General features: G+C 38.0%; 13 protein-coding genes and 1 other annotated feature. Of the genes, 11 read left to right on the top strand and 2 right to left on the bottom strand.

The annotated features are described in order from the left end of the window. The first annotated feature begins 1 nt into the window (after nt 1). From ACFQRG_RS12560 to ACFQRG_RS12545, 4 genes are all read left to right on the top strand, one after another. Nucleotides 2-1744 carry a hydantoinase B/oxoprolinase family protein gene (locus ACFQRG_RS12560; RefSeq protein WP_380966461.1) on the top strand — a complete coding sequence of 581 codons (1743 nt, stop codon included), beginning with the start codon at nt 2-4 and terminating at the stop codon, nt 1742-1744. Between the two features lie 137 nt (nt 1745-1881). Further along, nucleotides 1882-3225 (top strand): purine-cytosine permease family protein, encoded by a 1344-nt coding sequence (locus ACFQRG_RS12555; RefSeq protein WP_380966459.1) that lies wholly within the window; start codon nt 1882-1884, stop codon nt 3223-3225. A gap of 267 nt (nt 3226-3492) precedes the next feature. Next, nucleotides 3493-4818, top strand: a complete 1326-nt coding sequence (locus tag ACFQRG_RS12550; RefSeq protein ID WP_380966457.1) for an MFS transporter — start codon at nt 3493-3495, stop codon at nt 4816-4818. 162 nt (nt 4819-4980) lie between these two features. Further along, entirely contained in the window at nt 4981-5319 is a 339-nt protein-coding gene (locus ACFQRG_RS12545) for a hypothetical protein (RefSeq protein WP_380966455.1), read from the top strand. A 79-nt stretch (nt 5320-5398) separates the two neighbouring features. Here the strand turns inward: ACFQRG_RS12545 and ACFQRG_RS12540 are convergent, their stop codons facing one another. Beyond that, complete coding sequence (locus tag ACFQRG_RS12540) at nt 5399-6148, bottom strand: MerR family transcriptional regulator (protein WP_380966453.1); 750 nt, start codon at nt 6146-6148, stop codon at nt 5399-5401. 144 nt (nt 6149-6292) lie between these two features. Beyond that, nucleotides 6293-6542: a binding site (T-box leader), on the top strand. A gap of 56 nt (nt 6543-6598) precedes the next feature. On the opposite strand from ACFQRG_RS12540, the gene ACFQRG_RS12535 reads away from it, so the two are divergent. The 3 genes from ACFQRG_RS12535 to ACFQRG_RS12525 all read left to right on the top strand — a co-directional run bounded on the left by ACFQRG_RS12535 (nt 6599) and on the right by ACFQRG_RS12525 (nt 10180). Beyond that, a complete protein-coding gene (locus ACFQRG_RS12535) occupies nt 6599-8146 on the top strand; it encodes a 2-isopropylmalate synthase (protein ID WP_380966451.1) in 1548 nt (515 codons plus the stop codon). 167 nt (nt 8147-8313) lie between these two features. After that, nucleotides 8314-8832, top strand: a complete 519-nt coding sequence (locus ACFQRG_RS12530) for a DinB family protein (protein ID WP_380966449.1) — start codon at nt 8314-8316, stop codon at nt 8830-8832. 169 nt (nt 8833-9001) lie between these two features. Further along, the gene (locus tag ACFQRG_RS12525; RefSeq protein WP_380966447.1) at nt 9002-10180 is read left to right on the top strand and encodes an MFS transporter; all 1179 of its coding nucleotides are present in this window, start codon (nt 9002-9004) and stop codon (nt 10178-10180) included. A gap of 19 nt (nt 10181-10199) precedes the next feature. On the opposite strand, the gene ACFQRG_RS12520 is transcribed toward ACFQRG_RS12525, so the two are convergent. Next, the gene (locus tag ACFQRG_RS12520) at nt 10200-10958 is read right to left on the bottom strand and encodes a TrmB family transcriptional regulator (RefSeq protein WP_380966445.1); all 759 of its coding nucleotides are present in this window, start codon (nt 10956-10958) and stop codon (nt 10200-10202) included. Between the two features lie 470 nt (nt 10959-11428). Here ACFQRG_RS12520 and ACFQRG_RS12515 point away from each other — a divergent pair, with 470 nt between their 5' ends. From ACFQRG_RS12515 to ACFQRG_RS12500, 4 genes are all read left to right on the top strand, one after another. Further along, complete coding sequence (locus tag ACFQRG_RS12515) at nt 11429-12259, top strand: 5'-nucleotidase, lipoprotein e(P4) family (RefSeq protein WP_380966442.1); 831 nt, start codon at nt 11429-11431, stop codon at nt 12257-12259. Nucleotides 12260-12344: 85 nt separating this feature from the next. Beyond that, the gene (locus tag ACFQRG_RS12510; protein ID WP_380966440.1) at nt 12345-13184 is read left to right on the top strand and encodes a 5'-nucleotidase, lipoprotein e(P4) family; all 840 of its coding nucleotides are present in this window, start codon (nt 12345-12347) and stop codon (nt 13182-13184) included. A 21-nt stretch (nt 13185-13205) separates the two neighbouring features. After that, nucleotides 13206-14141, top strand: a complete 936-nt coding sequence (locus ACFQRG_RS12505) for a nucleoside hydrolase (protein ID WP_380966438.1) — start codon at nt 13206-13208, stop codon at nt 14139-14141. A gap of 110 nt (nt 14142-14251) precedes the next feature. Then, nucleotides 14252-15433, top strand: a complete 1182-nt coding sequence (locus ACFQRG_RS12500) for a NupC/NupG family nucleoside CNT transporter (RefSeq protein ID WP_380966436.1) — start codon at nt 14252-14254, stop codon at nt 15431-15433. Nucleotides 15434-15492: the final 59 nt, after the last annotated feature.

Raw genomic sequence — 15492 nt, 5'->3', positions numbered from 1 at the left:
AGTGGTATTTCAGACAAGTACCAAAATTGACCCATTCACATTGGAAATTGTTAAAGATTCGCTTGTAGCCACTGGTGATGAAATGTTTTATGCTTTGGCTAGAACATCAATGAGCCCGATTATTTATGAAGTGTTGGATTATGCAAGCGGTTTAACAGATGCAAAGGGCCAGTTATTAACACAAGGAAATGGTGTAACAGGCTTTATCGGTATGTTATCTTTTATGGTTAAACAAACTTTAGAGAAATTCGGTAAACAAGGAGAATTAAAACCGGGTGATATTTTAATTATTAACGATCCATATGGTGGCGGCGGTTCCCACCTTTCCGATGTTGGCCTTGTTATGCCGATTTTTTATGATGAGGAAATTATTGCCTTTTCAACTAATAAGGCTCACTGGACAGAGGTTGGCGGAAAGGATCCGGGTTCATTTACAAATGATGCAACAGAAATCTTTCAAGAAGGTTTACAATTTCCTTGTGTTAAGTTATTTGATGAGGGGAAGATTAACCAGGCATTAGTTGAAATCATTCAGTCTAACGTAAGATTTCCGGAATTATCTTTAGGAGATATGTGGGCGCAAGTGGCTGCTTTACGTACTGGTGAAAAACGTATAAAAGAATTATGTGATAAGCATGGTAAGGACGTCGTACTAACTTCAATTGAAAGCTTGCTAGATCATGGGGAGCAACTCACCCGAAAGGAACTGGCAAAGCTTCCAAAAGGTGTTTTCACATCGGAAGGGTATATCGATAATGATGGATTAGGAAATGGCCCATTCCTTGTAAAAGTCAAAATTACAATCACGGATGATAAATTTATTTGTGATTTTCGCGGAAGTCATCCTCAGGTACCTGGGACTGTTAACTGCTCTTATACAGGACTTGCATCAGCGGTTAGAACTATATTTTTGGCAGTGACAAATCCTTCACAAGATGTAAATGATGGTGTATTTCGTCCCCTAGAAATTATTTCTGACCAAGGTTCTGTTTTATCAGCTAAACGTCCCGCGCCTGTATCTAATTATTTTGAAAGCATGCTTGCAGCGATTGATTTAGTATGGAAGGCGCTTGCTCCAGTTCTTCCGGATCGCCTAAATGCCGGGCATTTAGCGTCGGTATGCTCTGTGACGTTAGCGGGGAATCATCATGATACAAATGAACCATTTTTGATTGTTGAGCCATCTGTAGGTGGCTGGGGTGCAGGACAAGGTGAAGATGGCGCCCGGGGGCAGTTTTGTGTATCAGATGGTGAAACCTATAATGTGCCTGTAGAGGTTGCTGAAACGAGATATGGCGTTATGATTGACGAGTACTCTTTACACTGTGACGGAGCAGGTGCTGGAGAGTATATTGGTGGTGCAGGCGTAATACGTTCTTATCGTGCATTAACTGATCATCAACAACTCACAGTCACTTACGGTCACCATGATTTTGCGCCGTGGGGCTTTGCAGGAGGAAAAGATGGTTCTCCAAATAACATATACTTTGAAAAGGCTGATGGACATAAGGATGGGCCATATGGGATTTGTACCAGGCATGTTTTAAATAAAAACGATGTTGTAAAACTTGTAACTGCTACAGGAGGCGGATATGGAAATCCTTATCATCGCCCTGCTGAAAAGGTTGCAAGAGACGTGAAAAACGGATATTTTTCAATCGATCAAGCTAAAAAAGAATTTGGAGTTATCATTAATCCTGACACATTTAAAGTAGAAGGAGAATTACCAGTAAGAATAAAATAAGTAATTTCAAATTTTTAATTAATATATAAAACAAGCGTAAGCTTCTTATAAAGTTTGAGCGTGCTGTCACTGTCTTGTTATCAAATAGCCTTATGTTTCAATAAACATAAGGCTATTACTAAAAAGAGGTGAAGAGTATGGAAGGTAAAAAGAAAAGCAATGCTTTTGGAAAAGATGAGGCTCTTTCAGCTGTACCACTAGATCAACGTCAGCATTGGCTTACTCCTGCTGTTATCTTTGGGGGTTTAGAATTTACGATACCTGTATTAATGGCTGGTGCTGCACTTGCTGGAAGCTTCGGCTTAATTAAAATCCTTTGGATACTTGTCATTGCCCTTATTATTCAATGGGTTGGCAATGCTTTAAATGGATATATGGGCGCAAAAACTGGACGTTCGTCATCAGTGATTGCACGATCCAGCTTTGGGGCTTACCAAGCAAGGTTCATTATTGGACTCATGATTTTTATTGTTTCAATGGGGTGGTGGGCGATCCAAACCGCTGTGGCTGGTGACGCTATTTCAGCAATGCTCGGTATTCATTATGAACACCAATGGTTTGAATGGGCCTTTATTACCGTAATTGTTGGACTTTTGTTTGCATTACCTTCAATTATTGGTTATTCATCAATGAAGTGGACGGATTATTTAGCTGTCCCAGCGGGGACTTTATTGATTGTTGGAGGGATTTTTCTCGCTCTAAAAAATACAGGCTGGGAAACGATTATATCATGGCATCCTAAGACGACAATGACGTTTATGGCGGCGATGAGCCTGGTTATAGGCACAAATGTTTCGCAATGGGTCATTGCTGCAGATTATACGAGATACGCTAAACCGACGAAAAAAGATAATATTTTAATTCCGCTTGGTATTGTTGCTGTTGGCTTCCCTTTGTTTATCGTCGGAGCCATTATGTCAGTTGGTGTTGGTGACGCAGATATTGTAAAAGTAATGACAGGACTTGGTTTCCCATTTTGGGGCTTTTTAATTTTGTGGATAGCAACCTGGACAAGTCAATTGGTTAATAACTACAGTATGGGATTAGCCTTTGCAAATATGTTAAATATCAATTCAAGCAAGGGGCGTTCTATCTTAACATTAATAGGGACTTTAATTGCTATTATACTTGCCTTAGCTGGTATATTAGATTACTTTACAACATTTCTTAATTTTACAGCTTTAATATATTCAGCGGCAGCCGGTGTTATGATGACAGATTTCTTTTTACTTCGTAAACGTAAATGGGCAGATAATAACGGTTGGAACTGGATGGCGACAATAGCGCTTGTTATTGGAATTTTTGTTGGGTGTTATACACAGTATATTTATACTTTGGGTCTTCCGGCTATTCAGACCTTATTTGCATCAGGTGCCGTATACTTGGTAGCAATGAAAGTAAAGGCTAATATAGCCCCAGATCGTTTTACAACATATGAAATTAAAGATAATGAAAATGCAAAGATAAGGGAACAAATTTAGAATCTAGATTATTAAATATACTTTTAATATTGCTAAAATATTAGTGAAATTCATTGTGGTTGACTAAATATAATGTTTAGTTGGCCTTTTTTCTTTAAATGAAAAAGAATAGTAATTTATATAGTGATCTAATCTAGTGGAATCATTCATAGTTTCAAAATTAAAGTTTATTCTATGATTGGAACAAACGATGACCTTGTTCATTTCAATATCATAATCTATAATCATAATAATATTACGAAAATTAATAATTCGGGGAGAGAAGCCATGAGGGGAAAATATCGCTATCTTATAATGATTTTACTTATGATTATCACGATCATCAATTTTGTTGACCGTGGAGCCATTTCTTATTCACAGTCCTTTATTATCAAAGAATATGGCCTCAATCCCGTAAAGTGGGGAGAAATATTAGGATACTTTGGCTACGGCTATATGTTTGGTGCGCTGTTGGGCGGTGCCTTATCCGATAAGAAAGGACCTAAATTTGTATGGCTGACGGCTGTTATCGCTTGGTCTATCTTTGAAATTGGCATTATTTATGCCGGGAATATTGGAATGGCTTTATTCGGCGGTTCTGCTTTAGCGGGATTTGCTGTATTTCGTATTTTATTTGGCTTTGCGGAAGGCCCGGCCTTTTCAACACTTAACCGTACAGTTGCTAACTGGGCGGCGCCAAAGGAAAAAGCCTTTTTATTCTCGATTGGAAGTGTCGGTGTGCCGATTGGCGCAATCATTGCAGCGCCTGTTTCTGTAGGATTGATTTCTTTAGCCGGATGGCGAATGGCCTTTGTGATCCTTGGAGCCTTGGGAATTATTTGGGCAATGATGTGGGCAAAAATTTTTACAAATAGGCCGGAAAACCATCCGCGAGTATCTCAAGAAGAATTGCAAAAAATTAAGTCGTCAGATGATTTAAAGCCATCTTCAGGAGTAAATGACGGAGCTAACAAACCGTACGTTCCTTGGTATCATTTTTTTAAAAGCCGGACGATGATATTGATTTCAATTGGCTATTTTACCTTTCAGTATATTAATTTTTTGATTTTAACATGGCCGCCAAAATATTTGCAGGATGTCTTTCATTTTAAATTGCAATCTCTTTGGTATTTAGGCATGATTCCATGGATAGGCGCTTGCTTCACGCTCCCTTTAGGATCAAAAATTTCCGATATCCTTCTACAGAAGACAGGGAGCCTTCGAATAGCCAGGTCAGGTGTAACAGTCGTTTCATTAATATTAACAGCAGTATGTTTTGTACTTATTCCAACTGTAAGCAGCCCATGGGCTGTTTTAACGCTTATGGCGGTTGGCAATGCTTTGGCATTCCTGCCAAGTTCGTTGTTTTGGATTATCATCCTTGATACCGAAACGGTTAAAGCCGGAACCTATACCGGCCTTATGCATTTCTTCTCAAACATAGCGGCGATCGTCGCGCCGACTTTGACAGGTGTTCTAGTTATGGATTACGGTTATTCGGCTATGTTTATCGCGGCATCGATTGTCACTCTTATTGGTGCGCTAGTCATGTTTTTTGTAAAACCGGGACATTCGGTAAATAACAGTCAGGTATTGAAAAAAGCTGATTTATAGAAATAAGAATAACAAAGGAAAAGATTGAGGGGTCTCCCTTGATCTTTTTTTCATGTTTTACGGTTTGGCTTGTTCTCCACACTGATTATTTTTGTCTGCGCGGTTATCGCGTTTGCGTTGTATCTGCTGTCATTAGTGGAACAATTGACTGGATGGTGGGGTGTGAAATTACACTTTTTTCATTTACCTTATTTGAGTGATGGGCCAGCCATCGAACAGCTGTTAATCACTTTTATTTTAATGATGCATATGTGTTTTCTAGGCTTTACAGTAAGCAGCTTGTTGCAGCGTTTTGGCCGCAATGGCATGTATGTTTTATCCATCGCTGCCCTTCTATTTTTCACCATCATAGGGTTCCTATGTACGTATTTTCAATGGTGGGGAAATATTTTAGGTTGGCTAAGTTATCATTCCGTTTTCTATATTATGATGTGGACGATACCAGTTATTGTTATCTATATGATCGCATCGTATTGCCTGCCTCGTAGAGCAACCTTGTGACAAAAATTGAATGATGCGAAATTTAAAATGAACGTAGGCGTCCAATTTAATTTGGACGCCCTGTTTTATAACAAAAAAATTAATAGTTAGATGCAAATGCTTCAGCGGCAATACAAAGATAATAGGAAAGTCCAGTTGCTTGAGCCTCAAGCATGTTGCGGTGAAAATCATCATTTAGAAAAAATCGTGTTGTTTGTGCGAAGCTTTCGGCAGTTGTCTCGTGGCCATGATGAGTTAAGAAGTTGATGTGCTGATGAATAAGTGTTTGCACTTTCTTATCATCGAACTTTAATCCGTCATTAAGTCCTTGAGCCATTCCGTTCATAAAACGTTTAGCTTCAATTGCCGATTCATTCATTGATTGAACATCAATTGAATTTTCCTTAAGCAAATCGTAGTCGTAAGTTTCCTTTAAATATTGATTTTGTTCGGATAACGCCTCAGTCCACTCTTCTTTACTGTCAAAGCCTTTAAACATTGCAGATTTGTCCATAACTTCTCCTTTCGCGGTGTGACTAATCGACTCATCAATTGTCTGTACTAAGCGCTCTAATCTCCGCATGCGTGAAAGAAGCAGCTTTTTCTGGCCAGACAAAATTAATAACCGATCCGGCTCACCGTCTAATATTTGCTTAATTTCTTTGAGGGGAAAGTCGAGCTCCCGGTAAAATAAAATCTGCTGTAATCGTTCCAGTTCTTTTATGCCATACAGACGATATCCGGCTTCGCTTACCTTGCATGGCAGTAAAAGGCCAATTTTATGATAATGATAAAGGGTTTTTATCGTTACGTTTGCCAGTTCTGAAAGTTCTTTTACCGTATAGAGCATTTGCATTCACCTCACTTATGACTTTAAAGGGTGACCTAAGGTTGGAGTCAACCGTTCATTTGAAAAAATGATAAGAAAATGATTTCTTTATTATTGACAAAAGAAAGAAAGACTTATAAACTTGTTAGAAAATAAGAACAATGGCTAATAGCAATGAAGAGGAGTAATATAAAGGCCCTTATTATCCAGAGATCGATACGTTTGCTGAGAGTATCGTAATAATCCTTTATCACTCGCCTTGGAGCTGAATCTCTGAAATGAGCAGTAAGAGATAACCGTCTAACACCCGTTATTGTGTTTGAGTTTCGGATACTCAATGAGACTGTATACTGTGAGGTATAGAGTGAAAAAGGGTGGTACCGCGTTAGGAATTAGAACTCCTGTCGTCCCTTATGCAATTGCATAAGGAGATGGCGGGGGTTTTTTATTTTCATAAGAGGAGGAAACGATATGAAGAAGATTCATGTATTTGACACAACACTTAGAGATGGTGAGCAATCCCCTGGCGTTAATCTTACGACAGATGAAAAGGTGAAAATTGCCCTTCAGCTTGAGAAACTCGGTGTGGATCGGATCGAAGCAGGATTCCCGGCTTCATCACCTGGAGAAATAATAAGCGTTAAGGAAATATCAAGACAAGTAAAAAATGCAAGTATCGCTGCTCTATCAAGGGCAAATAAAAAAGACATTGAAGCTGCAAGAGAAGCGATAAAAGGTGCGGCAACACCTTGCTTACACATTGTTCTTGCAACTTCACCCATACACCGTAAATATAAACTAAACATGACTAAAGAGCAAGTGCTGGAAACAGCAGAATCAGCCATTCGTTACGGAAAGAAATACTTTGATAACTTGGAGTTTTCACTTGAGGATGCAAGCCGGACAGAGATCGATTTTATTTACGAGGTCGTTCATATGGCGATTAAATCCGGTGCAACGGTCGTCAATTTGCCTGACACAGTCGGTTATGCATCTCCAGAAACCTTCGGGACAATGTTTAAGAAAATTAAGGAAAATGTCCCCGGCGTTGAAAATATTCTATTAAGTACTCATTGTCATAATGATTTGGGAATGGCAACGGCTAATACATTAGCTGCAATTTATAATGGCGTAGATCAAATCGAAGGAACTATTAATGGCATTGGCGAAAGAGCGGGAAATACAGCCATTGAGGAAGTGGCGCTCGCCCTCGAAATGCGAAGCGATATTTATCAAGCGAAAACAGATATCGTGTTGAACGAAATCTATCCAACAAGCCGAATGGTCAGTAAATTGACTGGCATGATGGTACAGCGTAATAAAGCCATTGTCGGCGACCATGCCTTTTCACATGAATCCGGTATCCATCAAGATGGTATGCTCAAAGAGCCAACGACTTACGAAATTATCCGCCCCGAAATGGTTGGCGTTTCATCAAGTACACTTGTATTAGGAAAGCATTCAGGTCGGCATGCCTTGAAAGCAAAAGTCCGCCATTTAGGATATAACCTATCCCAACAAGAACTAAATGAGCTTTTCCAGAAATTCAAAGCGTTAATTGACAAAAAGAGATATGTATTGGATGAAGATATTCGTTTGTTGATTGATGAGCAATATGTGAATGAAGAAAGCATGTTTACTTTATCTGATCTTTCTATCGCATATCCAGGCAACGAATCTGAAATTACGGTTGCTTTAACAGACAGGCATCAACAGACAGTCCAAACGACAACAAGGGGAAATGGTGCAATTGACGCCCTGTTTCAGGCTATTGATCAATCTATCAATACTGAATTTATCCTTGAAGATTATAAGATCCAATCAAATAGCGCGGGAAAAGATGCCATTGGAGAAGTCCATGTCATTTTAGATAATGATGGGAAAAAGTATAGAGGAAGGGGCTTTGATACAGATATTATAAAAGCGAGTGCGAAAGCTTATCTTGCTGCGGTCAATCGTTTTTATGAGGAGCAGGGAAAACAACCAATAGAAAGTAATGCTTATAAGTTTTCGATATAAACAACAAACGTTTTATGCAAGATTGCTAATCATTGATAAATTTCCGCCGATTGTAAAAATACCCCTTCACTTAATCTGTTATTATGAGATAATCATAATAACAGATTTTTTTATAACTATACAATTTTCCGAATATATAAATTGTTAATCCAAGGAGGGAATTTCAAATGAAACATCAGGCATTACAACAGTATGATTATCATTTATGGGCAAATAAAAGGGTTTTTGAGCATATCAAGGAATTGCCAAGTGACATTTACCATAAGGAAATTCAAAGTGTGTTTCCTTCCATTTCAGAGGTGCTGGTTCATATTTATACCGTCGATACTTTGTGGTTAAGCGTGATGTCCGGCGAAAGCTTTGATCAAATTAAAGCATTGGTAGAACGTCTCCAAGGGGAAACCAAAGGTAAGACTATCGAAGAAATGGAGACAATGTTTTCAGGCATATCCAAACAGTACAAAGCGTTCTTTGACGGTCAAAAGGATTTGGACAAAGAAATAACTTGTGAGCATCCTCAATTTGGACGGCTGGAAACCCGTTTGTCTGAATTGGTCCAGCATGTTGTTAATCATGGTACATATCATCGGGGGAACATCACTGCGATGCTGCGGCAATTCGGCTATTCAGGAGTCCCAACCGATTATATCTTTTATTTGTATGAAGTGAATTTAAAAAGCCTTTAACTGAATAACTATATTTTTAATCAAAAAGATGTTTACTAGTCGGTAAGCATCTTTTTTGATTTAGGTAAAATATTGCCTCCAATTTTATCCTCTAAATAAATATTTGATCTTGTGATATTATGTTCAAAAGGTTACTATTATAGTGGTAATAAAATAGAGGGGGTATACAGTGAATTTTAAAGTCTACATTCTAGCTATAGCTTCATTTGTTGTTGGGACAGTCGAATTGATTATTGGAGGAATATTAGATTTATTAGCTAAGGACTTGCAAGTTTCTATAAGTACGGCAGGCGGGCTTATTACATTATTTTCAATCGTATTTGCAATTTCTGCACCAACTCTGTTAGCGATAACTTCAAAAATAGAAAGAAAGAAGTTATATGTTTGGTCATTATTTATCTTTTTCATCGGCAACGTTATTTCATCATTTAGTCCTAATTACTCAGTATTGGTGCTGGGAAGAATTATATCTGCATCGAGCGGGTCTCTTATCGTTGTTTTATCTATCACAATGGCTTCCGCCGTTGTTAAAGAAGAATATAGGGCGAGGGCAATCGGAACAATTTTTATGGGGGTCAGCGGATCACTTGTATTAGGCGTTCCCCTTGGATTAGTGATCGGCAATGCGTATGGATGGCGTGCGCCATTTATTTTAATTTCTATTTTGACATTAATTTCAATGATTGGTGTTTTGGCTTTTCTGCCTAAGACACCGGCAAAACCAACAATACCGTTGCGGCAACAATTAATTACGCTGAAGCAGCCGAAAATAATCAGTGCCCAATTAACAACAGTCTTTATGCTAACGGGACATTTAACCCTGTATGCTTACTTTACGCCTTTTTTAAAAACGGTGTTACATTTAAGCGCCAATTGGGTGAGCATTGTTTATTTGATTTTTGGCATATCGGCAGTAATGGGCGGAGGCATTGGAGGATGGGTTTCTGATAAGTGGGGTGTTGTAAAAAGTATTTCAGCTATTATTCCGACGTTTGCTTTGATTATGTTCATTATTCCATCATCGACAGTTTCGCTTTATCTGTTTTTAGTCGTTATGGTGATTTGGAGCATGTTAAGTTGGGCGCTTACACCGGCTCAGCAAAGCTATCTTATCAAAACCGCACCTGAATCTTATGAGATTCAACAAAGTTTAAATACATCTGCATTACACATAGGAATTGCGCTAGGTTCGGCAATCGGCGGCTTTGTTATAGAAAATCATTCTGTTTTATATAATGCTTGGACAGGCGGCTGTTTTGTCCTTATCGCTTTTATCTGCGCTGTTTTTTCTATTACAAGAGCTTCTGGTTCTTTAGCAGCCTCCCCGCAACAAAAGGAATCTGCATGACATGATGCAGATTCCTTTTTTAAAACCTTAACCTCTTAATAATATTTCTAATTTCTTTATCCTTTATTAACAAGTCGAAGTGCTTTTCAGTAATATGAGCGAGGGCGACATCATGATAAAAGAATTCAGTAAATATCTTGACGAACGGCGTGGACATTGTCTTTATGGCTTGCCAGGATTCGCCCTCAACACCTGCGAAAATGACATCTCTATCATCGGTGATGATTAATCGGAACCGTTCTAATATTTCATTTACTTCAGTTGGTATCAGAACATGGATGTTCGATAATTTTGTTTTTAAATCACCGACTACAAGGCCTTCAATATCTACACCGTTTTTTTCTTTTTCCTCTAAAATAGGCAAGTATTCTATAAAATCGTCCTTCCAGGCTGAGATACGAATAGACTTTTGGGCATCCTTAATGAGTTGTTTGCTTTGCGCCTGAATCGAGGCATCAACCTTTAAACTCCAGACGCGGTCATCTGTATATAATTTCTTAGATGTATTTCGCTTTAAATGATTAATATTGTCCTGAAATTCTGCGGTTAACTTTTCGATGGCAAGGGGTAAGGGTAATGCAGTATAGAGCTTTTTCTTTTCCGACACAGAGTCTAATACCATCCCTTTTTCGATCATACGGGACAGAACTTCGTATATTTTTGCTTTAGCAACACCGGAATATTTAACAATTTTAGTGGCGTCTAATGGTTCCTCACTAGACACGAGAACTTCATAAACTTTGCTTTCATACTGTGAAAAACCGAATTTTTGTAACATATTTTCTCCTATCCGTCATCATACGATTAGAGTCGTCTATCAAATATAATAAATCAAAATTAAAACCAATTCCAATTTAAATAAAACTCTAAGGTTCATATTCTTTACAATCAGAAACAAAGCCTAAAAACTCATCGAAAAATTTCGATTTTTTATTGACAAGGATTAAGGATTAGAGGTAATCTATAAAAAAGTTACTTGTTTAGTGGTAACTAAATTAAAAATAAATTAGCTATTATTAATAGTGCTCTTATTAATTGGAGGTGATTTTCGGAAAATATGTAACCGGTTACTTTTTTTACACCTTTAATTTTATCGACAGCCTTTATTTGTATTTTAAACGGTTTTAATTTCAAATTTCGTTCTATGAATCTAAAACTACTAAGAATTATAAGTGGTTTTAACTGTACTAAAGTTTAGTGAAAGCGATGCCGCTTTTGAGAACGCAAATGAGGAGGAGAAAATAAACAATGAAAAAAATTGCTGTGTTAGGTGCAGCCTTAATTTTAAGCTTTTCTTTAACTGGATGCAGTACCCAATCTCAAACAAGTGCCCAAGCTAAGCAGCCGACAAAATTATCAACTGCTCAAAAAATTGCTGAAGAAGATGTGATGTCTATTGACTGGTATCAAACGTCAGGTGAAGCTAAGGCGCTATACCATCAAGGATATAACATTGGAAAAATGAAATTAGATGAAGCTTTAAAAAAGGGTACAAAGAAAAAGCCTGCTATCGTGCTTGACTTGGATGAAACAGTATTGGATAACAGTCCTTGGGATGCATTGAAAATCAAAACCGGAAAAGATTTCCCATACAAGTGGAATGATTGGGTAAATGCTGCAAAAGCAAAAGCAGTTCCAGGTGCGGTGGACTTCCTAAACTATGCTAATAAAAAAGGTGTCGATATCTATTACGTTTCTGACCGTTCAACAGATCAATTAACTGCGACTATTAAAAACTTAAAACGTGATAATATTCCACAGGCAAATAAGGATCACATCATGCTAAAAAGCAAAAATGATACAAGTAAATACAGCCGTGATGATCAAGTAGCCAAGAACCATGATATTGTCTTGTTCTTTGGCGATAACTTATCAGACTTCCCTAACTTTAAAGGGAAATCGCTAAAAGACAGAAATCAGACTGTAGAGGATCAGGAAAGTAAATTCGGTGACAAATATGTCATTCTGCCAAATCCAATGTATGGGGATTGGGAGAGCGCACTGTACAGTTCTAAAGATCCAAGCAATTCAGAAAAAATAAAAGAACGTAAAGATCAACTTAACTATTTTCAGCCATAAAAATGAATAATGTGTAACCGGTTTCCTGCTGTCTAACTTAAAGAGTAGGAAAATTGATTTAATAAAGGAATAAGGAGGCGAAGTGATGAAAATCAGGAAAAAGTTTTTAAGTATGAGTACAGTTGCAGTAATGTCTTTTTCTCTAATGGCAGCAGTTAGCACGCAAGCTCATGCACAAGAGTATTCTTCAAACTCTAAAGAACAGGCTACTAAAACATTTGCCGAAGAGCCTGTAATGGCCGATGCTTGGTTTCAAACATCAGGAGAAGCGGAAGCGCTGTACTACCAAGGGTATAATATTGGCAAGATGAGACTGGATGCGGCTTTAAAAAAGGGTACAAAGAAAAAGCCCGCTATTGTCCTCGACTTGGATGAAACAGTTTTAAACAACAGCCAATGGGAGGCACTGTTAGTCAAAACAGGAAAGGGGTATCCATACGAATGGGATAAATTTATGAAATCAGCAGATTCAACGGCCCTTCCTGGAGCGGTCGATTTTCTTAAGCACGCTGATAAAAAGGGTGTTGACATTTACTATATTACTAACCGTGCTGAAAAATATTTGGAGCCAACCATCAAGAACCTACAAAAACTTGGCATTCCGCAGGCAAATAAAGACCATGTATTTTTACAAAAACCTAATGAGCATGGGAAACAGTCCCGACGCGCTCGTGTTGCCAAGGATCACGATATTCTATTGTACTTTGGCGATCAGTTAACTGACTTCCCGGGTTTTGATGGAAAATCTCTTAAAGATAGAAATGTTGCTGTAAATGAAGATGGAAATAAATTTGGTAATAAATTTATTATCTTCCCGAACCCGATGTACGGTAAGTGGGAGGATGCGTTGTACGGTTATAAAAACAAGAGTGTAAAACAAAAGATAGAATTACGCAAAGATCAATTACAATATTTCAAACCATAAGCTGGAAAGGAAATGAAAATAATGAAGAATGTTATTTTAGATGTGGATACTGGGATTGATGATGCACTAGCTCTCTCATATGCTGTTCATTCTCCAGAGTTAAATATTTTAGGTGTCACGACTACTTTTGGGAATATATCTGCTTCGGAGGCAACAAGAAATACTTTACAGCTATTAAAGGTGCTTGGTGCTGAAGATATTCCCGTTTACCAGGGTGTCAATCAAACTTTTGCAGGGCATGAACCTGCTGATAAAGCAACCTCGATTCATGGGGAAAACGGGATCGGCGATGCTCAGTTACCTGCCGCGGATAAAAAGGCAGAAGACATGATTGCCCATGATTTTATTATTTCTTCTGTTCATAAATATCCCAATGATATCACAATAATTACAACCGGGACTCAAGGGAACTTGGCAAGGGCGATTCAAAAAGATCCTCAAATTGTTCATTTAGTAAAAGATGTTATCTTAATGGGCGGCGCTGTGACAGTTCCAGGCAATATTACCCCTTACGCCGAGGCAAACATTTACCATGATCCTGAAGCGGCGCAATTTACTTTCCAATCCGGCATTCCAATGACATTTGTTGGCTTAGATGTCACAATGAAAACATTGCTTAAACGGACTGTATTGGACGAATGGCGAGAAAAAGACACGCTTCTTTCCCGTTCTTTAGCAGATATGTGCGATTTCTATATGGACGCTTATGCTAGAAACAATCCTGAATTAAACGGGTGCGCACTGCATGATCCATTAACAGTCGGTATTGCTATAGACCCTTCGTTTGTGAAAACTAAAACAATGTCCGTCAATGTTAAAACAGAAGGTGCAGAAAAAGGGCAAACAGTCGGCATTGAAAATCCGGAAGGGAACATTAAAGTGTGTCTTGAAGTTGATGTTGACAGGTTCGTAGAGCACTTTCTGGATTGGGTTTGTCTAAGTTTGATTAAGAATTGATATAGACAACTGACAATACGGGATAAAAAATAATAGAATCCGAGTTTTTCATGCCTTTCTAAATGAGATAAATAAGTCTTTGAGAACTTTATTTTATCAGGGGGATCTTTATGAAATACGTTATGTTTATCGTAGGTTTACTTGTTGTATACCTGCTTGCGCTTCTTGTAAGCACTGATCGAAAAAAGATAAAATATAGACCAATTATTGTCATGATTGTTATTGAATTAGTTCTTTGTTTTATATTATTAAATACGAAATTCGGTGCATTTATTGCAAAAGCTTTATCTGATTTCTTCGCGAATTTGTTAGCAACTGCCGGAGCGGGGATTAACTTTGTGTTTGGCGGGCTGGCCAATAAAGGACAAGCACCTTTTTTCTTAAATGTATTACTGCCGATTATTTTCATAGCGATCATCATTGGCATTTTACAATACTTTAGAATTTTACCGCTTATTATCAGGGGCATTGGCTGGTTATTAAGTAAAGTCAATGGATTAGGGAAATTAGAGTCTTACAACGCTGTTGCTGCAGCCATCGTCGGTCAAGGGGAAGTGTTTATCACTGTAAAGGATCAACTAAGCAGGCTGCCGAAAAATCGTTTATATACACTTTGCGCCTCATCAATGTCAACGGTATCAATGTCAATTGTCGGTTCATATATGAAAATGATTGAACCAAAGTATGTTGTAACCGCAATTGTTCTTAACTTGTTCAGCGGATTTATTATCGTTCATATTGTTAATCCGTATTCAGTAGATAAAGAAGATGATATTTTAGAAATTAATGAAGCAGCGAAAGAATCATTCTTTGAAATGTTAACAGAGTATATTTTACTCGGGTTTAAAATGGCGGTTATCATTGCCGCGATGCTGATTGGTTTCGTTGCGCTCATGGCCGCGATAAACAATATTTTTTCGTTTTTCTTCCATATCACGTTCCAGCAAATTTTAGGTTATATTTTCTCACCATTGGCATTTGTCATGGGGATACCTTGGCACGATGCTGTACAGGCAGGCAATATTATGGCTACCAAGCTTGTCACAAACGAATTTGTTGCTATGATTGATTTAACAAAAGTTCAGCATCATCTGTCCGCGCGTACAATTGGCATTATTTCAGTATTTCTTGTTTCATTTGCAAATTTCTCGTCCATTGGGAACATTGCTGGTGCAACGAAAGGGATCAGTGATAAACAGGGGAATCAAGTGGCCCAATTTGGCTTGAAACTTCTGTACGGCGCAACATTGGTCAGTGTATTATCAGCAATCATTGTAGGCGTTGTTATATAAAGGGTATATCTATTATTTTGGCTATTGCGGGTATGATTCACTTTGAAAGCAATATATCG

The organism is Scopulibacillus cellulosilyticus (assembly GCF_042665295.1).
Lineage (GTDB): Bacteria > Bacillota > Bacilli > Bacillales > Sporolactobacillaceae > Scopulibacillus_A > Scopulibacillus_A cellulosilyticus.
This window is presented reverse-complemented; position numbering and strand designations above follow the sequence as displayed.